The following is a 20128-nucleotide window of genomic DNA, read 5'->3' as shown; positions in this document are numbered from 1 at the left end:
GCGGATCGGTGACGGGCCGGCGACCGGCGGAGGGGATCATGCGCGGGGGCACGCTCAGGAGGCGGCCAGGTCCTTGTGGATGACCTTGGCGACGCCCTGGATGGTGGCGATGCCGTAGTTCATGGTGCTGTTGCCGTGCGTGAGGACCGTCATCACGTAGTCGTGGCCGCCGCCCTTGAACGTGCCGACGCTGTGCACCCGCCAGCCCTGCGTGGCGCGCGACAGCCAGCCGTTCTTGACGTGCCAGGTCACGTTCGCGGGCCGGCCGTACGGGGTGCCCCAGCGCTGCGCGGAGACGACCTTGCCCATCAGGGTGCTGACGTAGGAGCGCGAGGCGTCGGTCAGCACCGCGTTGCGGGCGTGGATCAGCTTGAGCAGCTTCTGCTCGTCGGTGACGGTGATCTGGGTCAGTCCCCAGTAGTTGTTCGCACCGGGCGTGGTCTGGGTCATCTTCGCGGCCGTCAGGAACTTCTTGATCTTCGTCACGCCGAGCTGCTTCCACAGGGTGGAGGTGGAGGCGTTGTCCGACTTGGTGATCATGGCGGTGGCGAGCGACTTCTCACGGCTGGTCAGCGTGCGGCCCGCTTTCTGCGCGTCCCACAGCAGCGCGGACAGGACGGTCACCTTGACCACGCTGGCCGAGTCGTAGGCGGTGGAGGCGCGCAGGGTGCAGGTGGTGTTCGTGCTGCGGTCGTAGAGGCCGACGGCGATCGTGCCCTTGCGGCCCACCAGCGCGGCGGTGATGTCCTTCTTCAGCTTGGTCGCCAGAGCGGCCTTGTTCGACGTGCAGCTGACGGTGGGCGCGGCGGCGGAGGCGGGCGCGGCGGTGGCCACGCCGGTGACGAGGACGGCGGCGCCGAGCGCCGTGGCGGCCAGTCCCCTTCTGCGGAATGCGGTCCGGTGAGTCATGCCACGTTGACTCACACATCTGATCGATAGTTGTACTTCCGTTCGAGCTGCGGGAGTTCGTGACAGGTTCGTCGCCGGGCGGAGACATATCGCGGACCGCCAGGGGAAGTTCGCCTCGCGCGGGAAGCGCGCTCACCCGCTTCTCATCAGGCCACAGCTCGTCCCCAGGTGGAGCACAGGCCTCGCTCATCCGCCGTGCGCATCGTGCAGTGGTGACATCTGCCACCGATCCCCTCCCCCGCCCGAACGCGGCTCCCGCCGGGTCCCCCGCCGTCTCCCCGGACCGGCCGCCGCCGGCCGCCTCCCGGGCGGCCCCTCCGGCGCACCCGCCGCACAAGGCGCCCCGCTGGTCGCTGCCCGCACTGATCGCGATCCTGGCCCTGGCGGGGGTGCTCTACGGCTGGAACCTGTCCGGCGACAGCCTCAACAGCTTCTACAGCGCCGCCGTCTACAGCGGCACGCAGAGCTGGAAGGCGTGGTTCTTCGGCTCACTCGACGCCGGGAACTTCCTCACCGTCGACAAACCGCCGTTCGCGCTCATGGTCATGGGCCTGTCCTGCCGGGTTCTCGGCTTCGGCGCCTGGCAGATGACGGCCCCGCAGATCGCGGCGGCGCTGGGCACGATCTGGATCCTGCACTCCAGTGTGAAGCGGGCGTTCGGACACGTCGCGGCCGCCGTCGCGGCGCTGGCGCTCGCGCTGACGCCCATCACCGTCGCCATCAACCGCGACAACAACCCCGACACGATCCTCGTCCTGCTGATGACGGCGGGCGCCGCGCTCGCCCTGCGCGCCACCCGCGACGACAGGCTGCTGCCGCTCCTCGGCTCCGCGGTCTGCTTCGGCCTCGCCTTCAACACCAAGATGCTCCAGGGCTACATCGCCCTCCCCGCCGTCTTCGCCGTGTACCTGTACGCGTCGCGGCTCGGCCTGCGGAAGAAGGCCGTCAACCTGGCGCTCGCCGCCGTGGCGCTGGCCGTCTCGAGCTTCTGGTGGGCGACCGCGGTCTCGTTCGTGCCGGCCGACGACCGCCCGTACATCGGCGGTTCGACCGACGGCGGCGCCTGGGACCTGATCATGGGCTACAACGGCCTCGGCCGGGTCCTCGGCGGCGAGGGCAACGGCGGGGGCGGCGGAGGCGGCGCGTCCTTCGCCGGGACAGCGGGCATCGGCCGGATGTTCAACGACGTCCTCGGCGGCCAGATCTCCTGGCTGATCCCCTTCGCGGGCGTCGCGCTCGTCGCCGGTCTGGTGCGGTGCGGCCGGGCCCCGCGCACCGACGCGACGCGTGCCGCGCTGGTGATGTGGGGCGGCTGGCTCGTGCTGCACTACCTGACGTTCGCCATGGCCGAGGGCACGATGCACCCGTACTACACGACCGCGCTGGCCCCGGGCGTCGCGGCGCTGTGCGGGGGCGGCGGCGTCCTGCTGTGGCGTGCCTTCCGCGGCGGCGACGCCCGCTGGTCGTGGGTGCTGCCGGCCGCTCTCGCGGTCACCGGCGGCTGGGCGATCGTGCTGCTGCGGCGGGCCACGGGCTGGAACACCTGGCTGTGGCCGGCGGTGGGCGTGGTCATGGTCCTCGCGCTGGTGGGCCTGCTCGTCCTGCGGTCGGCGCACTCGGGCATGCGGCTCCGGCTGCTCGGGGCGTCCGTCGCGGCGGCGCTCGTGGCGGCCCTGGCGGGTCCGACGGCGTACGCGGCCTCGCCCGCCTTCGGCGCCTCCGGCGGCATGATGGGCGGCGCCAACCCGACCGCGGGCCCGTCCACCGGCGGCGGCATGGGCGGTCCCGGCGGCGGGGGCGGCGGACGGGGCGGCTTCGGCGGGGGCGGCGGCCAGCCGCCGGGCGGCACGCGGCAGGGCGGCCAGGCGGGCGGGGAGCTCCCCGGGGGCGGCGACGGCCCGACGACGCCGGGCGGCGGCGCCGGAGAACTCCCCCAGGGCGGCGGCGAGAACGGCACGGCTCCCGGCGGCACGACGGGCGGCGCTCCCGGCGGCATGGGCGGAGGCGGGGGCATGGGCGGCGCCGACAGCGGGCTGGTCTCGTACCTGGAGAAGCACCAGGACGGCGCCACCTGGCTGATCGCGGTGTCCGACTCCCAGAGCGCGGGCCGGCTGATCCTGAGCACCGGCAAGCCCGTCATCTCGATGTTCGGCTTCACCGGCTCCGACAACGCGATGACGCCGACCCGGCTCAAGGAGCTGGTGAAGAAGGGCGAGCTGCACTACATCCAGCTCGGCGGCGGCGGTCGCGGTCCCGGCGGCGGCGACAACAGCCTGCCGGCCGAGATCACCGCGTGGGTGCAGCAGAACGGCACGGCGGTGCAGGCGAGCGAGTACGGCGCGACGTCGGCCTCCGAGGCCGGTTCCGGGGACGGCGCCTCCACCACGTCCACCGTCTACCGGCTCGACCCCTCCGACGTGGGCTGACACGCCCTCACCCGTACGGCGGCGACGGCCTCCGACTCACCCGTCGGGGGCCGTTTGCGCACGTCAACTCGCGTAGACAAAGGGCAGTTTGCCGGTTCTCGTCATCTGAAAGACATGTCAGATTCATTGCCATGACCGCATGTGCATGTCACTCTCCCGATTGCCGCCTTCAATCAACCCGCGTAGATCGGACACCCCACATGCTGGCGACACGCATACGCCGATGGAAGTCGGTGGCGCTTGCCACCACTGCCGTCCTGGTCGGCCTCACCGCCCCCGCGCTCACCGCGTCCCCCGCCGCGGCGACCACGACGGCGTACGACTCGACGTACTACAAGAACGCGGTCGGCAAGACGGGCACGAGCCTGAAGTCCTCCCTGCACACGATCATCAGCGCCAACGTCTCGAAGATCTCCTACTCCGCGGTCTGGAACGCCCTCAAGGTGACCGACCAGGACCCGAACAACAGCAACAACGTGATCCTGCTGTACAGCGGCGTCTCGCGCAGCAAGTCCCTCAACGGCGGCGACGTCGGCGACTGGAACCGCGAGCACGTCTGGGCCAAGTCGCACGGCGACTTCGGCGAGGTGACCGGCCCCGGCACGGACCTGCACCACCTGCGTCCCGCGGACGTGACGGTCAACAGCATCCGCGGCAACAAGGACTTCGACAACGGCGGCAGCACCGTCTCGGGCGGCGGCGGCAGCCTCACCGACTCGGACTCCTTCGAGCCGCGCGACGCCGACAAGGGCGATGTGGCCCGCATGATCCTCTACATGGCGGTCCGCTACGACGGCGGCGACGGCTTCGCCGACCTGGAGCCCAACGAGAAGGTCAACAACGGCAGCAACCCGTACATCGGCAAGCTCTCGGTGCTCAAGCAGTGGAACGACGAGGACCCGCCGAGCGCCTTCGAGGAGAAGCGCAACCAGACCATCTACGACACCTACCAGCACAACCGCAACCCGTTCATCGACCACCCGGAGTGGGTCGAGGCGATCTGGTAGGACCTCCGCACGAACCCGTGGAGGGGCCGAACCTCCCCTGACCGCACAGGGGTTCGGCCCCTCTCGGCGTCACCCCGGAGCCGTGGCGGGGGTGGGGTGATCCTGGTGGTTCAACGATGCCGGGACGGCGTCAACGGGCGTCGCCGGTCCCGGTGTGCGTCGGCGCGAACATGCGCAGCAGCGCCGGGAGGACCACGACCGACGGGCCGGGCTCGGAGAGCGCCTTCGCCAGATCCGCCGCCAGGGTCTGCGGGGACGTCCGCACGCCCGGCACACCGAAGGACTCCGCCAGCGCCGCGTAGTCCGGGCGGGCCAGCTCCGTGCCGGTGGCCGCGCCGAAGGAGTCCGTCATGTACTCGCGCAGGATGCCGTAGCCGCCGTCGTCGACGATCAGCCAGGTGACGTCCAGGTCGTGCTGGCGGGCCGTGGCGAGCTCGGCGACCGAGTACAGGGCGCCCCCGTCCCCGGAGACCGCGAGCACCGGCCGGGTCGGGTCGGCCACCGCCGCGCCCAGCGCCGCGGGGAAGGCGTAGCCGAGGCCGCCGGCGCCCTGCGCGGAGTGCATGTGGTTCGGGCCCTGGGCGTCGAAGGCCGACCACGCCCAGTAGGCCAGGATCGTCATGTCCCAGAAGGACGGGGAGTCGGCCGGCAGCGCCCTGCGCACCGACGCCAGCACGTCCTGCTCCAGCGTGAGGTCCTGGGCGGCGATGCGGCTCGCGACCCTGGCGAGCAGGTCCCGTACCCGGCCGGGGGCGGTCTCGTCCTGCCGTCGCTCGACCGTCTCCAGGAGCGCCTGCAACGCGAGGCGGGCGTCCGCGTGGATGCCCAGCGCCGGGTGGTTGGACTCCAGCTTGCCGAGGTCGGCCTCGATCTGGACGATCCGGCCGCGAGGCGTGAACGTGTGGTAGTTGGACGACAGTTCGCCGAGGCCCGAGCCGACCACCAGCAGGACGTCGGCGTCCTCCAGGAAGTCCGTGGTGTGCCGGTCCTCCAGCCAGGACTGCAGGGAGAGGGGGTGCGCCCACGGGAACGCGCCCTTGCCGCCGGGGGTGGTGACGACGGGCGCGTCGAGCCGCTCCGCCAGCTGCCTGAGCTTGCCCGACGCGTCCGCCCGGACCACTCCCCCGCCCGCGATGATCGCCGGGCGCTCGGCACGCGACAGCAGGTCGGCGGCCAGGGCCGTCAGTTCGGGGCGCGGCGGCAGTTCGTCGGGGAAGGCGTCGCCGCCCGTCACGACCGGGATCGACGTCGGCGCGAGCAGCACGTCCTGCGGGATCTCCACCCACACCGGGCCGTGCGGGACCGTCAGCGCGGACTTCCAGGCCGCCTCGATCGCCGACGGGATCTGCGACGCGGTGCGGGCCTGGTGGACGGACTTCACGACGCCCCTGAACGAGGCCGCCTGGTCCGGGAGTTCGTGCAGGTAGCCGCGTCGGCCGCCGCCCAGGCCCGCCGTCGGGACCTGGCTGCTGACCGCCAGGACGGGGGCTGAGGCCGCCGCTGCCTCGTGCAGCGCGGCGAGGGAGGTGAGCGCGCCCGGGCCCGTCGACAGCAGCAGCGGCGCCGCCTCCCCGGTGATCCTGCCGTAGGCGTCCGCCGCGAAGCCCGCGTTGTTCTCCATCCGCAGGCCGACGTAGCGCAGCGAGGAGCGGCGCAGGGCGTCGAACACGGCGAGCGCGTGCTGGCCGGGCAGGCCGAACACGGTCGTCGCGCCGAGCGCGGCCAGGGTCTCCACGACCAGGTCTCCTCCGGTGCGGCCGGGCGGAGGGTTCAGCGCGGCCTCCGTCTGCGCGGCGGTCGGGCGGAGCACCAGGTCGTGGTCGTGAGTCACTTCGCGCGAGCCTCGGCAATCTGTCGGGACATGATCGTGGTGAGTTCGTACGCCGTGTGGGACGCGGCCACCGACGTGATCTCCGCGTGATCGTACGCGGGGGCCACCTCGACGACGTCCGCCGAGACCAGGTTGCAGGAGGCGAGGCCCCGCAGGATCTCCAGGAGCTCGCGGGAGGTCATGCCGCCCGCCTCCGGGGTGCCGGTGCCGGGCGCGTGCGCCGGGTCGAGGCAGTCGATGTCGATGGAGATGTAGAGGGGGCGGTCGCCGATGCGCTGGCGCAACTGGTCGGCGATCTCGTCGGCGCCGCGCCGGTAGACGTCCGCCGAGGTGACGATGCCGAAGCCCATCTTCTCGTCGTCGGTGAGGTCCTGCTTGCCGTACAGGGGGCCGCGGGTGCCGACGTGGGAGAGCGCCTCGGTGTCGAGGACGCCCTCCTCCACCGCCCGGCGGAACGGCGTGCCGTGCGTGTACTCCGCGCCGAAGTAGGTGTCCCAGGTGTCGAGGTGGGCGTCGAAGTGGAGCAGGGCCACGGGGCCGTGCTTCTTCGCGACCGAGCGCAGCAGCGGGAGCGCGATGGTGTGGTCGCCGCCCAGGGTCATCAGGCGCGCGCCGGTGCCGAGCAGGTCGTCGGCGGCCGCCTCGATCGTCTCCACGGCCTCGTGGATGTCGAACGGGTTCACCGCGATGTCGCCGCCGTCCGCGACCTGGGCGAGGGCGAACGGGGAGGCGTCCTGCGCCGGGTTGTACGGCCGCAGCAGCCGGGACGCCTCACGGATCGCGTTGCCGCCGAAGCGGGCGCCGGGCCGGTAGGAGACGCCCGAGTCGAACGGCACGCCCACGACGGCGACGTCGGCCCGGCCGACCTCGTCGAGACGGGGCAGCCGGGCGAAGGTGGCGGGGCCGGCGTACCGCGGGATGCGGGAGGAGTCGACGGGGCCGCGGGGCGTCTCGTTGGCGTTCATGGTCGAATGCTCTCTTTCTCACGCTTCGTCGCGTGTGCACTGCTTGTCGCCAGACCCTACGGGGACCGGACCTACGGGGACCGGGTCGGGGGCTCCCGTCAACCCTAGGCAGCCCTGCGACGGCCGCGAACTGTACGTTTCGTCCATCAGGGGGCCGTCGACCTTCCGGTATCGGCAAGGACGGCCGGAATCGGCAAGGACCGGCACGGGGAGTGCGTGACGCGTGTCCCAGCGTCCGCAACAGCCGGGACGCCCACAGTCCGCTGCCCCACAATGGAGACCATGCCGATATCCGCGACGCCCAGCCGCGTCGAACTCGTCGACCACCTCGTCAGAACGCGTATCGCCGGGGACGTCGCCACCCCGCGCGAGAACAACCTCTCGCACTACCGCCAACTCGCCAACGGCGTGCGCAACTTCTGGCTGGGCCTGGAACTCGGCGACCGCTGGACCGACGAGCAGGACGTGCTCGCGGTGATGGCGGAGCGGGTGGGCGTCAACGACGACCCCGAGTACCGCTACGGCCAGGACACCATCGACCCCGAGCTGACGGTCGACGGCCTGAACCGGATGGCGGCCCGGCTGCGCAAGGCGGCCGAGGGCCGGCAGCGGGTGCTGTTCGCCACCGGTCACCCGGGCGGCCTGCTGGACGTGCACCGCGCGACCGCCGCGGCCCTGCGCGCGGCGGGCTGCGAGATCGTCGTCGTCCCGCCGGGTCTGCAGACCGACGAGGGGTACGTCTGGCAGGTCGCCGACGTGGCGGTGCTCGAGCACGGGGCGACGCTGTGGCACACCCATTCGGGCGAGCCGATGAAGGCGATCCTGACGGCGCTGGAGCGCGCGGGGCGCCCGCTGCCGGACCTGGTCGTCGCCGACCACGGCTGGGCGGGATACGCCGGCCGGCACGGCGTGGACTCCGTCGGCTACGCCGACTGCAACGACCCGGCGCTGTTCATCGGCGAGGCGGAGGGCGTCGTCCAGGTGGCGGTCCCCCTGGACGACCACGTCGTCAGCCCGCGCCACTACGACCCGATGGTCGCCTACCTGCTCGCGGAGGCGGGCCTGTAGGACGGGGGGCACGGACGGGGGTTCAGGACAGGGGTTCAGCCCGCCCGGGGGACGCGGACCACGCCCTCCTGGATCACCGACACCGCGAGCCGGCCGTCCTGCGTGTAGATGCGGGCCTGGCCGAGGCCGCGGCCGCCGTGCGCGGAGGGCGACTCCTGGTCGTACAGGAGCCACTCGTCGGCGCGGAACGGGCGGTGGAACCACATCGCGTGGTCCAGGGACGCCCCCACCACGTCCCCCACGGCCCAGCCGCCGCGCCCGTGCGCGAGCAGCACCGAGTCGAGCAGGGTCATGTCGGAGACGTAGGTGGCGAGGACGACGTGCAGCAACGGGTCGTCGGCCAGCTTGCCGTCGGTGCGGAACCACACCTGGGAGTGCGGTTCGCGCGGCTCGCCGAACTTCCCGTACGGCGGCTCCTCGACATACCGCAGGTCGATGGCCTCGCGGGTCTCCAGGAACCGCGCGACGACCGCCGGGTCGAGGTGGCCGTAGCCGCGCAGCCGCTCCCGGGAGGTGGGCAGCGCCGCCGGGTCCGGCGAGGCGGGCATCGGCGCCTGGTGGTCGAGGCCTTCCTCGTACGCCTGGAAGGACGCCGACAGCGAGAAGATCGGCCGGCCGTGCTGGACGGCGACCACCCGGCGGGTGGTGAAGGAACGGCCGTCCCGGATGCGCTCGACGTCGTAGACGATGGGCGCCCCGGGGTCCCCCGCACGCAGGAAGTACGCGTGGAGGGAATGGGCGGGCCGGTCCTGCGGGACCGTCCGCCCGGCGGCGACCAGCGCCTGGGCCGCCACCTGTCCGCCGAACACGCGTGGGACGACGGCGGTCCGGGAGCGGCCGCGGAAGATGTTCTCCTCGATCTGTTCCAGGTCGAGCAGATCGAGGAGATCCTGCAGTGCGTCGTTCATGACGTCCAGTCGTGCCGGGCAGCCGTCGCCGGGACCTTACAGACCCATGTCCTTGGCGATGATCGACTTCATGATCTCGCTGGTGCCGCCGTAGATGCGGTTGACGCGGTTGTCCGCGTACAGGCGGGCGATCGGGTACTCGTTCATGAAGCCGTAGCCGCCGTGCAGTTGGAGGCAGCGGTCGATGACGCGGTGGGCGACCTCGGTGCAGAACAGCTTGGCGCTCGCGGCCTCGGCCGGCGTCAGCTCACCGGCGTCCAGCGCCTCCGTGGCGCGGTCGGCGACGGCCTCGGCCGCGTCCACCTCGGCCTGGCAGGCGGCCAGCTCGAACTTGGTGTTCTGGAAGTGCGCGACCGGCTTGCCGAATACGGTGCGCTCCTGCACGTACTGCTTGGCGAACCGGACGGCGGCCTTGGCCTGCGCGTACGCGCCGTAGGCGATGCCCCAGCGCTCGGAGGCCAGGTTGTGGCCGAGGTAGGAGAAGCCCTTGTTCTCCTCGCCGAGGAGGTTCTCCACGGGCACCTTGACGTCGACGAACGCCAGCTCGGCGGTGTCGGAGGTCTTCAGGCCGAGCTTGTCCAGCTTGCGGCCGATCGAGTAGCCCTCGGACTTGGTGTCCACCACGAGGAGCGATATGCCGTGCCGGCGGTCGTCGGCGCTCGGCGCGTCGGTCCGGGCGCAGACGATCATCTGGTCGGCGTGGACGCCGCCGGTGATGAAGGTCTTGGAGCCGTTGAGGACGTAGTGCGTGCCGTCCTCGCTCAGCTTGGCGGTGGTCTTCATGCCCGCGAGGTCGGAGCCGGTGCCCGGCTCGGTCATCGCGATCGCCCACATCTCCTCGCCGGAGACGAACTTCGGCAGGTAGCGCTTCTTCTGCTCGTCGTTGGCGAGCAGCTTGATGTACGGCAGACCGAGCAGCACGTGCACGCCGGAGCCGCCGAAGGTGACGCCCGCGCGGGCCGTCTCCTCGTACAGGACGGCCTCGAACTTGTACGAGTCGATGCCGGCGCCGCCGTACTCCTCGTCGACGCGGATGCCGAAGACGCCCAGCTCGGCGAGCTTGTAGTAGAAGTCGCGCGGCGCCTGGCCGGCCGCGAACCACTCGTCGTAGACCGGGACGACCTCGGCCTCGATGAAGGCCCGGAGGGTCTCCCGGAACGCCTCGTGGTCCTCGTTGAACACCGTACGGCGCACCGCCGCCACCCTTCTGTGCGCCTAAACCGGCGCCGCTCTCGCGTACCTGGTTGCTCGCCGTGGGGGTTCCTCAATGCGTGGTCGCGGTCCCCCGGGCTAAGCGCTCGCTCAGGATTCACCGTACCGGCGGGTAGGGAGGGGCGTCCAGACCTCTCGGGGCTCGGCACCCGTAACGCTCGTCACGTACCGGCAGGCAGGCGGCCCGATCGCCGGAAAGGGTGCGATCACGCTCCAAGGGCTCTGCCGATCCGTTCTCTCTTCGCCACCCGGTCGCCTTCCCTGCTCTTTCCGTCGCAGATCAGACCCCGACCAAGCCCTTGATGCCCCGAGCTTCCCACGCTGATGACTCGGGCATCGTCGCCGAGTGGCCGTCGAGCGCTTGCACTGGTCGATGGCCGATTGCATGGCTGAGGCCGGTGTAGGCGCAGCGAGGCAAACGCACGCCTGATCAGTCGACTGACGCGCGGTCGTGGCTGGCTTTCATGGCTGAAGCTGAGGCAGACCGCGACGAACGGCGCCGACCGTCAGCCGAACGAGGCCCGCACCGGGCGAAGCAGAACCGCCCCAGAGCGTCCGAGGTTCACTCCCAAGTACACGGCCCCATCGGCCCTGACCTGCCAAAACCTCGCCCACCGAGACTATTGAGGGTCCACTGACCCCTCATCCTCGTCCGCCTCGCATACCTCAATTCAACCTCAGAGAATCTCCACCATCTCCATTACCGCCATGCCCCTGACATACGGTCACCGTATCGACTGCCGAGAGGGCAGCCCAAGCCAGATGGGTGCCTCTGTGAATGCACCTGCACGAGGCGCCGCCACTCTCTCACCTCCGACACAACTGCATCACATGACGATACGTCAGAAACTAAGTACACGGGGACTCATGACGATTCGTATACCCGCGTTAGACAGACGCGGACGGCTGCCTTGGTCCGGGCGGAAGGTCCGCTTCATAGCGAGCGGTATCGCCTTGGCTATGGCCATCACTCTGCTGGATGGCGCAGGCTCGGCGATCGCCCAGCCGCAGCAGGCGCCTGCAGCCGAACCTCAGCAGAAGACAGTGACGCAAGCCTCCGACATCGCTTCGGCGCGTGTGGCTGCGAAACTCTCCGGCAGGAGGGTCGAGGCACTCTCCGAGCGAACCGAGACATCGACCACCTGGGTCAACAAGGACGGCTCCCTCACCACCGAGCTGACCGCAGGACCGGTGCGCTTCCAGGACACTGCCACGGGTGACTGGCGCGATATCGATGTCGACCTGGTCACTCAGGCCGATGGTTCGGTCGCCTCCAAGGCACACCCGGCCGGGCTGAAGCTGTCGGGCAAGAAGGGCGCGAAGGCGTCCTCTCTGCGCGCGGCCCAGACCGCTCCCGCCACCGATCTGGTCACTCTCGGCCAGAGCGACGAGCAGATCACGCTGCAGTGGCGCGGCGGACTGCCCGCCCCGCAACTGGACGGCACCCGCGCCACCTATGTGAACGCGGTACCCGGCGCGGACGTGGTGGTGGAAGCCACCCGTACCGGCTTCGAGCAGTTCGTCGAGATCAAGCAGAAGCCCACCACTGACGGCTTCTCCTACACGCTGCCGCTGCGGACCAAGGGCCTGAAGGTCGAGCAGCAGGCTGACGGCAGCGTGCTGTTCACCGACAAGAAGTCGGAGAAGACGGCCGTCATGCCCTCTCCGGTCATGTGGGATGCCACCGTCGACCCCGTCTCCGGTGAGCACACGCGTCAGTTCAAGGTCGGCATGAAGGTCGTCAAGGCCAAGGGCGGTGTCGACCTCGTCCTCACCCCCGATGCCGGCTTCCTGGCCGATCCGGCCACGAAGTACCCGATCACGGTCGATCCCTCGACCTCAGCGCTGTCGAACGTCTTCGACACCTACGTCCAGCAGGGCACCACGACCGACTGGTCCACCGATGTCGAGCTGAACCTGGGCAACCCCGGCACGAAGAACACCGACGGGACGTACCGCACAGCCCGGTCGTTCGTCTCCTGGAACACCGTGCCGATCGCCGATGCGCTGGTGTCGGACGCGAAGCTCTCCTTGTGGAACTTCCATTCCGGCAACTACACCGGTTCAGCATGTCCGACCCAGCCGTGGGAGGTGTGGTCCACCGGTGCGGCAACGACGTCGTCGCGGTGGACGGCACAGCCAGCCTGGACCGCGACGAAGGCCACGTCCTCAGAGACGCGGGGCAACGCCTCGTGCACCACGCAGCCGGACGGCTGGATCAACGCCGACGTCACCACGATGGTGCAGGAATGGGCGTCGGCCAAGGCAGCCAAGTCCCACATGGGCCTGCGCGCCTCCGACGAGAACGCCACTGGACAGTGGAAGCGGGTCAACTCCGCCAATGCCGCCTCCAACCCGCCCAAGCTGACCGTCACCTACAACTACCGGCCACGCACCGGCACAAAGCAGGAGGCGGGCCCGCCGTTCTTCTCCTACGGCAGCGCCTACATCGTCAACACCGTCACCCCGACCCTGCGGGACACGTTCGTCGACCCCAACGGTGACAAGGTCAACGGCACCTTCCAGATCTTCGACAACGCCACCAACACCCAGGTCGGCAAGGTCATCGTCTCCCCCTGGGCGAGTTCCGGCCAGGTCGCCTCGGTGACCGTCCCGGCCGGCGTGCTCACCAACGGCAAGACGTACCGCTTCCGCACCTCCCCGTACGACGGAGCCCATTACAACCTGGGCTGGTCGGAGTGGAAGACCTTCACGATCGACACCACCGCGCCCTCCGCCCCGACCGACATCTCCTCGACCGATTACCCGGCTAACGCGTGGGTCAAGGGCGCCGGCCAGGTCGGCACGTTCAACGTGACCCCGCCAGCCGGCGATCACAACTGGCTCGAATGGTCTCTGGACGGCGTGACCTGGACCAAGGCCGCCACCGGCGGCACGAGCGGCGTCAAGGCCGTCTCTGTCGCCCCGCCCAAGGACGGCACCCACACCCTCCAGGTCCGCTCGGCCGACAAGGCTGACAACAAGTCCGAGGCGATCGAGTACACCTTCCACGTCGGCCCGGGCGGCTTCGTCCAGCCGAGCGAGGGCGAGCGTACTGCCCGCCGTCTATCCCTTGTGACGGACGCGGACGGCGCCAAGTACGACAAGGTGTCCTTCTCCTGGCGTCGCTCCGAGGCAGACGCGTGGATGGTCATCCCTGCGGGCGACGTCACCTCCGGCGGCACCCCGCTGACCGCGTGGCCCGTCCCGATGACCGGCGGCAAGAACACTCCGCTGGTGTGGAACACCACCGATACGGTCAATCCTGACGGCACCGTCCAGATCAAGGCCGACTTCACCGGCCCCGGCGGCAGCGGCACCACCCGTCCGCTGACCGTCGTCGTCGACCGCGGTGCCTCTGGTGCCGCGTCCGACGACATCGGCCCCGGCTCTCTGAACTTCCTCACCGGCGACTACACCCTCTCCGCCACCGATGCGTCCGCGTTCGATCTCGGTGTCTCGCGGACCGCCTCCTCCCGTATGCCCGACCAGGGCGCCAAGCAGGAGGGCCAGGCGGCGATCTTCGGCAAGGAATGGGTCGCGGGAACGGCGGCCGAGGAGGAGGAGTCCGACTACTCCCACATCCGTAGGGTCTCCGACACCGCGGTCGATGTGGTGCTGGCGGAGGGCGAAGCGGTCCACTTCACGGCCAACGCCGCGGAGAACGGCTGGATCCCCGAGCCCGGCTCCGAGGTGCTCACCCTGAAGGGCTCCACCTCCGGCTCATTCACCCTCTCGGACACCGAGGGCAATGTCACCGAGTTCACCAAACCGGATGCGACCGCCACCACCTGGCCGGTCTCCAGCACGCTGCTCGACGGCATGACCAACTCGGCCACCACCGTCGTGTCCGAGACCGTGACCGTGGACGGCAAGAAGCTGGTTCGCCCCAAGAAGGTCATCGCCCCCAACTCCGTCGCCTCGGCCGCGGCCTGCACGGCGGACTCGGCCACCAGGGGCTGCCGCGTGGTCGAGTACGTCTACGCGACCACGACGTCCGCCACCGCGAGCACGTACGGTGACTACAACGGCCAGGTCAAGGAGATCCGCCTCTGGGCAACTGATCCCGGTGCCGCCGCCGCGACGGCCAAACCCGTGCAGTCCTACGCCTACGACGCCTCCGGGCGACTGCGCGAGGCATGGAACCCGCAGATCTTGCCCGCGCTGAAGACGGCGTACGACTACGACGCCGCAGGTCGCGTCGTAAGCCTCACTCCCGCCGGCGAGCTGCCGTGGGTCTTCACCTATGGCAAGGCGGGCACCCGCTCGGCCTCCGGTGACGGCATGCTCCTCAAGGTGACCCGGGCAGCGCTCAAGCAGGGCACCCCGGACGTCGTCGAGGGGCAGGCCGCGACAAGCATCGTCTACGAGGTGCCCCTGACAGGAAGCTCCGCTCCCTACGCCATGGCTCCGGCCCAGGTGCGCGACTGGGGCCAGACCGACGCCCCTACCGACGCCACAGCCGTCTTCCCCGCCGACGCGGTTCCCGCCGGCTATGCCGGTTCCGCCCTGGGCGCCAATGACTACCAGCGCGCCGCCGTGCACTACCTGGGTGTCTCCGGCCGCGAGGTCAACTCCGCCGCCCCCGGCGGACACATCAGCACCAGCGAATACGACCGTTTCGGCAACGCTGTGCGGGAACTGTCGCCGGGCAACCGCGCCGTCGCCCTCGGCCTCACCGACAGCGACCGCGTCACCCAGGCCGAGCTGGGCATCGCCCAGCTGACCTCCGCAGAGCGTGCCGACCTGCTGGCAAACCGCTCCGTCTACAACGACTCCGGCACCCGGGAGCTGGAAGAGTTCGGCCCGCTGCGCCGGATCGACCTCACGACCGACCTCAAGGACGGCACGAACACCCTGGTCCCCGCGGGCTCCTCGGTGACCGCGCGTTCCTGGACGGTCAAGGAGTTCGACGCGGGCCGGCCCACGGACGGCACTGCGAAGGTCAAGGACCAGGTCACCAGGGTCACGACCGGCGCTCAGGTGCGCGAGCACCCCGGTGTGCAGGGCGAGACCCGTCACGTGCAAACTGTCTTCGACTGGGCCAAGGGCCTTGCCGTCAAGACCGTCCAGGACCCCAGCGGCCTGGCTCTGACCACGGAGACCCAGTTCGACACTCAGGGCCGTGTCGTCAAGCAGCTGCCGCCCGGTGCGACGGGAACGGACGCGGCGACGCGGGTGAGTACCTACTGGTCCGCCACCGGCACCGGCACCTGCCAGGGCCGGCCCGAGTGGGCCGACCTGCTGTGCTCGACCGGCCCGGCCGGTACGGTCACAGGCAGCTCGCAGCCCAATGAACTGCCCACCACGGTCACCGAGTACGACCGCTGGGGCAACGCCGCCAAGGTCACGGAGACTGCGAACGGCGTCACCCGCACCACGGTCACCTCCCACGACTCTGCGGGCCGGGCGACCGGGGTGAAGGTGACCGGCGGCCCGGGGCAGGGCGTGCCGGAGACCACCACCGAGTACGATCCCGCCACGGGACAGGTGGTCAAGACGGTTTCTCCCACCGCCGGCACCATCACCAAGGCGTTCGACAAGCTCGGCCGCACGATCTCCTACACCGATGCCGACGGCGGTGCCACGAGGACCGAGTACGACCTCCTGGACCGTCCGGTGAAGGTGTCCGACTCGGTGCCGTCCACGGTCACGTACACCTACGACCACGCGGCCGAACCGCGCGGTCTGGCCACCAGGACCACGGACTCCGTCGCGGGCGTCTTCCAAGCCGCATACGACGCGGACGGCTCCGCCCGCACGGAGAAGCTGCCTGGCGGTTACACCCTCACCCTCAACGAGGACACCACCGGTTCGCCCGCCTCCCGTGTCTACACGCGGGACAGTGACGGAGCCCTCGTCTACTCCGACACCGTGGACGAGTCCGTTCACGGCCAGGTCACCGCGCACTCCGGCTGGTCGGAGCAGAACTACCGCTACGACCGGACTGGGCGTCTGACCAAGGTCGAGGACACCGCCGACGGCATCTGCACCCGCCGCGACTACACCTTCGACGCGCGTACCAACCGCACCTCGCGTACCACAGCGGTAGGCGTCGCCGGCTCCGACTGCCCCACCACTGGAGGTGTCACCACCAGCCACACCTACGACAGCGCCGACCGCCTCGTCGACGCGGGCTACACCTATGACGCCTACGGCCGTACGACAGCGCTTCCCGGTCACGGAAGCCTGGCTTACTACGTTAACGATCTCGCCTACCAGCAGACCGCGAACGGCAGCCGCCGGAGCTGGCAGCTGGACGCCGCACTGCGCTACCGCTCATTTACGACCGAGACGGGATCAGGCACCACCTGGACCCAGACCGGTTCCAAGGTCAACCACTACGGTGACGACGGCGACAGCCCGCGATGGGTGACCGAGGACACCGCCGGGGCGCTGTCGCGCAACGTCGAGTCCATCGCCGGTGACCTCGCGGCCACGACGAGCAAGACCGGCGACACCACGTTGCAGCTGACCACCATCCACGGTGATGTCGCGCTCCAGCTCCCCCTGGACACGAGCAAGGCGCCCGTGGCACTGGACACCGACGAGTACGGCAACGCCCGGACCGGCCAGCCGACGACCCGCTACAACTGGCTCGGCGGCAAGCAGCGTTCGTCCGAGACCCTGACCGGGCTCACGCTTATGGGTGTGCGCCTGTACAACCCCGTCAGCGGACGGTTCCTGTCGGCCGACCCCGTGTACGGGGGCAACGCGAACGCCTACGAGTACGTCAACGGCGACCCGGTCAACCGTTACGACCTCGATGGCAAGTTGGGCTGGTTCAAGAAGAAGTGGAACAGCTTCAAGAAGAGCTCGGTGGGCCGCCACATCCGCAGGCACCGCAAGTTCTACGGCTGGGCGGCTGCGGCGGGCATCGGCGTCCTCAGCGCCGGGTGCATCGCGGCGACCGCGGGAATCTGCGCCGGTGCCGGCGGCCTGATCATCGGCGCGTCCCTCGGCGCCGGCGGAGGAATGGCCAACTACCGCATCGGTACGGCACGACGCACACGTGGCGGCTACGCTCGCAGCGGAGCCTACGGTGCCGCTGCGGCCTTCTTCCCCGGCGTCTGGACCCGGATGCGTCAGATCGGCATGGCGCAGAGCCCGCGCCGATGGTTGGACACGTTCCGTCGTGAGAAGAGCTACGGCACGCGTCGCGGCAAGGTGAACCAGCACTGGGGGTTCGGCACCCGCTGGATCCGCTGACCACCCATCGTGAACCCCTGGTGGGGTCCCTGAGACATCCGGGACCCCACCAGGGGCGCAACAGCAAGAACAGCCAAACACAACGGAAAGATGAAGTACGCAAATGACCGAAGAGCACGGCTCTGCAACTCCCTCGAAATTCCTCGGCATGGTCCTTTCCGCCGACCGGTTCATGAACACGCCTCGAGGCATCGTGATCATGTCTTTCCTGGTCATTGTCACAGGCTTCATATTTCCCCCGAAGAGTCTGATCATCGGTGCCGTGATCATGGCCTGTTGGATTGCCGTTGGCCTCACAGGCAAGCGGCATGAGAAGCATCGCTCTCGAAACTCGCGCTGACGGGACGAGAAAAGGTCCACGAGAACGACCACCGAGACAGGCGAAACCTGTTTGCGAACCCCTGGACGCAGCCGATCCGGTTTCGATGATCCAACGCGAACGAATGATCTTCGCGAGCCACTGCGGGGAGGCTTCCCGACTGGTCGGATCAGTGTGGCGTAAACGGCCTCGCGGCTGCACCTGCCGGTCTTCAGGCAGGTGCGGTGGCGTACAACCGGGGCGACCTGGGGGCGGCGTGCGGGGTCCAACATGGAGTCGGGAATCCGTCCCTTCTCCGTCGAACGAGTCCGCACCCTGGCCTGCGACTACGCCTGTACGGACGGGAGCTACGTCGAGGCGTTGGCGGCCATGGCCGTCCCCGGGGAGAAAGGCTGGTGGGAACAGTATCGCGGCACTCTCCCAGCCGGCCTGCTGGACATCGCCGAGTTGGAATGGCACGCGACACGCGTGCGTACTGCTCAGATCATGCACATGCCCGGGCTGCTCCAGACCGAGGACTACGCCCGTGCTGTCTTCACCGCTGCGCTTCCTGCCCTGAGCCGGCTGGAGGTCGAACTGCGGGTAAATCACCGCATGGAGCGTCGCAAGGTCTTTGAGCGGCCCGATTCACTGCGGTACACCGCCTACGTCCATGAAGCCGCCCTGCGCATGCCCTACGGCGGCGCCAAGGTGACCCGGCAACAGTTGGAGTACCTGACCGCAGCTCACGAAGTACCGTGCGCACTTGGACTGGATGGACGACGCCACGCTGACGTCACCGACCTCACGCGATCTCATCCGCGATATCGCTCATGAACTCTGAGGAGCAGCCATACCAGCCGACATCACCTGGGAAGAGCCCTTCTGCGGCGAGGGCAACAACTGCTTCCGCATAGGCGCCGATCTCGACGGCAACGCCTACATCGCCGTCGCCGGCCAGGAGGACAGCCCCCTCACCGACACCCGCGAAGCCCTGCGCGCCCTCATCCTGGACGTCAAGGCGGGCAAGGCAGACCACCTGCTCTAGGCGCTGTTCGGCGGGTCCGTTTGCCGGACTTGAGGTCAAGGGCGTACCGGTCGGCACGTCCGAGAGAAGCCGGCCGGGCCTCAGGCGTCCGCGGCCGCCGCGAACGCGCCGCGGGCCATGCGGTGCAGCAGCTCCCCGGTGGCCGCGCGGCCCGGGAGGGAGCCCGGTCGGCCCAGGTGCGGGGTGGAGTTCAGCAGGCCGAAGACGGAGTGGACCGCGGACCGGGCCGCGGGCTCGGCGAGGCCCGGGTAGAGCGCGCGCAGCGCCTCCACCCACAGCTCGACGTACTGCCGCTGGAGCTGGCGGACCAGCTTGCGGTCGCTGTCGCGCAGGCGGTCCAGCTCCCGGTCGTGCAGGGTGATCAGGGGACGGTCGTCGATCGCGAAGTCGATGTGCCCCTCGATGAGCGAGTCCAGGACCGTCTCCGCCGGGTCGCCGTCGGCCTCCGCCAGACGGCGTCTGGCGCCGGTCAGCAGCTGCCCGCTGATGCCCACGAGCAGTTCCGCGAGCATCGCGTCCTTGCCGGGGAAGTGCCGGTACAGACCGGGGCCGCTGATGCCGACCGCGGCGCCTATCTCGTCGACCCCGACGCCGTGGAACCCGCGCTCGGCGAACAGCCGCGCGGCCTCCCTGAGGATCTGCTCGCGCCGGGTGGGGGCGTCGGTTCTCGTGGCCATGGGGCAATTCTAGACAGGGAGGTTAGCGGTCGTTAACCTGGAGGAAATAGTTAACGCTCATTAACAGTCGATCACTGGCGTGAGGGGACCGCGAGGATGGAAGAGGCACCGGAGCTGACGAGCGCGGGCGATCCCGCGTCGGAGGCCTGGCGGGCCAACGAGGAAGCGCACCGCGCCCTCGCCGAGGAGCTGCGCGGAAAGCTGGCCGCGGCCCGGCTCGGAGGCGGTGAGAAGGCACGGGCCCGGCACACCGCGCGCGGCAAGCTGCTGCCCCGGGACCGGGTCGACGCCCTCCTGGACCCTGGGTCGCCCTTCCTCGAGCTCGCCCCCCTCGCCGCCGACGGGATGTACGACGGCCAGGCCCCGGCCGCCGGCGTCATCGCCGGGATCGGGCGGGTGAGCGGGCGCGAGTGCGTGATCGTGGCCAACGACGCCACCGTCAAGGGCGGCACCTACTACCCGATGACGGTGAAGAAGCACCTGCGCGCCCAAGAAGTGGCGCTGGAGAACCGCCTGCCCTGTCTGTACCTGGTGGACTCCGGCGGGGCCTTCCTGCCGATGCAGGACGAG

Annotated in this window: 14 protein-coding genes; 8 read left to right on the top strand and 6 right to left on the bottom strand. The window is 69.9% G+C overall.

Annotated elements, in window-relative coordinates:
* Positions 1-54: 54 nt before the first annotated feature.
* Positions 55-909, bottom strand: a complete 855-nt coding sequence (locus ABT300_RS29560; RefSeq protein ID WP_351681896.1) for a serine hydrolase — start codon at positions 907-909, stop codon at positions 55-57.
* Positions 910-1121: 212 nt separating this feature from the next.
* On the opposite strand from ABT300_RS29560, the gene ABT300_RS29555 reads away from it, so the two are divergent.
* Together ABT300_RS29555 and ABT300_RS29550 are read left to right on the top strand one after the other, a co-directional pair.
* Positions 1122-3335, top strand: a complete 2214-nt coding sequence (locus ABT300_RS29555; RefSeq protein WP_502978015.1) for an ArnT family glycosyltransferase — start codon at positions 1122-1124, stop codon at positions 3333-3335.
* 200 nt (positions 3336-3535) lie between these two features.
* Positions 3536-4342, top strand: a complete 807-nt coding sequence (locus ABT300_RS29550) for an endonuclease I family protein (protein ID WP_351681895.1) — start codon at positions 3536-3538, stop codon at positions 4340-4342.
* Positions 4343-4472: 130 nt separating this feature from the next.
* On the opposite strand, the gene ABT300_RS29545 is transcribed toward ABT300_RS29550, so the two are convergent.
* Together ABT300_RS29545 and speB are read right to left on the bottom strand one after the other, a co-directional pair.
* Complete coding sequence (locus tag ABT300_RS29545; protein ID WP_351681893.1) at positions 4473-6173, bottom strand: thiamine pyrophosphate-binding protein; 1701 nt, start codon at positions 6171-6173, stop codon at positions 4473-4475.
* On the bottom strand, positions 6170-7138 hold the full coding sequence (gene speB, locus ABT300_RS29540) for an agmatinase (RefSeq protein WP_351681891.1): 969 nt from the start codon (positions 7136-7138) through the stop codon (positions 6170-6172). The genes ABT300_RS29545 and speB overlap by 4 nt, the downstream gene beginning before the upstream one ends.
* 282 nt (positions 7139-7420) lie before the next feature.
* Between speB and ABT300_RS29535 the strand changes: the two genes are divergently transcribed.
* Complete coding sequence (locus tag ABT300_RS29535) at positions 7421-8206, top strand: phosphatase (protein ID WP_351681889.1); 786 nt, start codon at positions 7421-7423, stop codon at positions 8204-8206.
* A 35-nt stretch (positions 8207-8241) separates the two neighbouring features.
* Here the strand turns inward: ABT300_RS29535 and tesB are convergent, their stop codons facing one another.
* Together tesB and ABT300_RS29525 are read right to left on the bottom strand one after the other, a co-directional pair.
* Entirely contained in the window at positions 8242-9114 is an 873-nt protein-coding gene (tesB, locus tag ABT300_RS29530) for an acyl-CoA thioesterase II (protein WP_351681887.1), read from the bottom strand.
* A 36-nt stretch (positions 9115-9150) separates the two neighbouring features.
* Positions 9151-10308, bottom strand: coding sequence for an acyl-CoA dehydrogenase family protein (locus ABT300_RS29525; protein WP_351681885.1), 1158 nt, complete (start codon positions 10306-10308; stop codon positions 9151-9153).
* Between the two features lie 978 nt (positions 10309-11286).
* Between ABT300_RS29525 and ABT300_RS29520 the strand changes: the two genes are divergently transcribed.
* From ABT300_RS29520 to ABT300_RS29505, 4 genes are all read left to right on the top strand, one after another.
* On the top strand, positions 11287-17535 hold the full coding sequence (locus ABT300_RS29520) for a DNRLRE domain-containing protein (protein ID WP_351681883.1): 6249 nt from the start codon (positions 11287-11289) through the stop codon (positions 17533-17535).
* A 103-nt stretch (positions 17536-17638) separates the two neighbouring features.
* Positions 17639-17875 carry a hypothetical protein gene (locus ABT300_RS29515; protein ID WP_351681881.1) on the top strand — a complete coding sequence of 79 codons (237 nt, stop codon included), beginning with the start codon at positions 17639-17641 and terminating at the stop codon, positions 17873-17875.
* 249 nt (positions 17876-18124) lie between these two features.
* On the top strand, positions 18125-18670 hold the full coding sequence (locus ABT300_RS29510) for a DUF5753 domain-containing protein (RefSeq protein WP_351681879.1): 546 nt from the start codon (positions 18125-18127) through the stop codon (positions 18668-18670).
* Between the two features lie 16 nt (positions 18671-18686).
* Positions 18687-18881, top strand: coding sequence for a hypothetical protein (locus ABT300_RS29505; protein ID WP_351681897.1), 195 nt, complete (start codon positions 18687-18689; stop codon positions 18879-18881).
* A gap of 80 nt (positions 18882-18961) precedes the next feature.
* Here the strand turns inward: ABT300_RS29505 and ABT300_RS29500 are convergent, their stop codons facing one another.
* Entirely contained in the window at positions 18962-19558 is a 597-nt protein-coding gene (locus tag ABT300_RS29500) for an SACE_7040 family transcriptional regulator (RefSeq protein WP_351681877.1), read from the bottom strand.
* A gap of 96 nt (positions 19559-19654) precedes the next feature.
* Here ABT300_RS29500 and ABT300_RS29495 point away from each other — a divergent pair.
* Positions 19655-20128: carboxyl transferase domain-containing protein (locus ABT300_RS29495; protein ID WP_351681875.1), on the top strand; the 474-nt coding region annotated here is incomplete at its 3' end.

This window comes from Streptomyces sp. NPDC001027 (assembly GCF_040299045.1).
Classification (GTDB): domain Bacteria; phylum Actinomycetota; class Actinomycetes; order Streptomycetales; family Streptomycetaceae; genus Streptomyces.
Note: the sequence above shows the minus strand (reverse complement) of the source record. Positions and strands in the feature narration are given on the sequence as shown.

What these genes read in the sequence shown, in the direction of transcription:
- ABT300_RS29560 (WP_351681896.1), bottom strand. Translation starts at nt 909, where the DNA reads ATGACTCACCGGACCGCATTCCGCAGAAGGGGACTGGCCGCCACGGCG.
- ABT300_RS29535 (WP_351681889.1), top strand. Translation starts at nt 7,421, where the DNA reads ATGCCGATATCCGCGACGCCCAGCCGCGTCGAACTCGTCGACCACCTC.
- speB (WP_351681891.1), bottom strand. Translation starts at nt 7,138, where the DNA reads ATGAACGCCAACGAGACGCCCCGCGGCCCCGTCGACTCCTCCCGCATC.
- ABT300_RS29550 (WP_351681895.1), top strand. Translation starts at nt 3,536, where the DNA reads ATGCTGGCGACACGCATACGCCGATGGAAGTCGGTGGCGCTTGCCACC.
- ABT300_RS29515 (WP_351681881.1), top strand. Translation starts at nt 17,639, where the DNA reads ATGACCGAAGAGCACGGCTCTGCAACTCCCTCGAAATTCCTCGGCATG.
- ABT300_RS29500 (WP_351681877.1), bottom strand. Translation starts at nt 19,558, where the DNA reads ATGGCCACGAGAACCGACGCCCCCACCCGGCGCGAGCAGATCCTCAGG.
- tesB (WP_351681887.1), bottom strand. Translation starts at nt 9,114, where the DNA reads ATGAACGACGCACTGCAGGATCTCCTCGATCTGCTCGACCTGGAACAG.
- ABT300_RS29520 (WP_351681883.1), top strand. Translation starts at nt 11,287, where the DNA reads ATGGCCATCACTCTGCTGGATGGCGCAGGCTCGGCGATCGCCCAGCCG.
- ABT300_RS29510 (WP_351681879.1), top strand. Translation starts at nt 18,125, where the DNA reads ATGGAGTCGGGAATCCGTCCCTTCTCCGTCGAACGAGTCCGCACCCTG.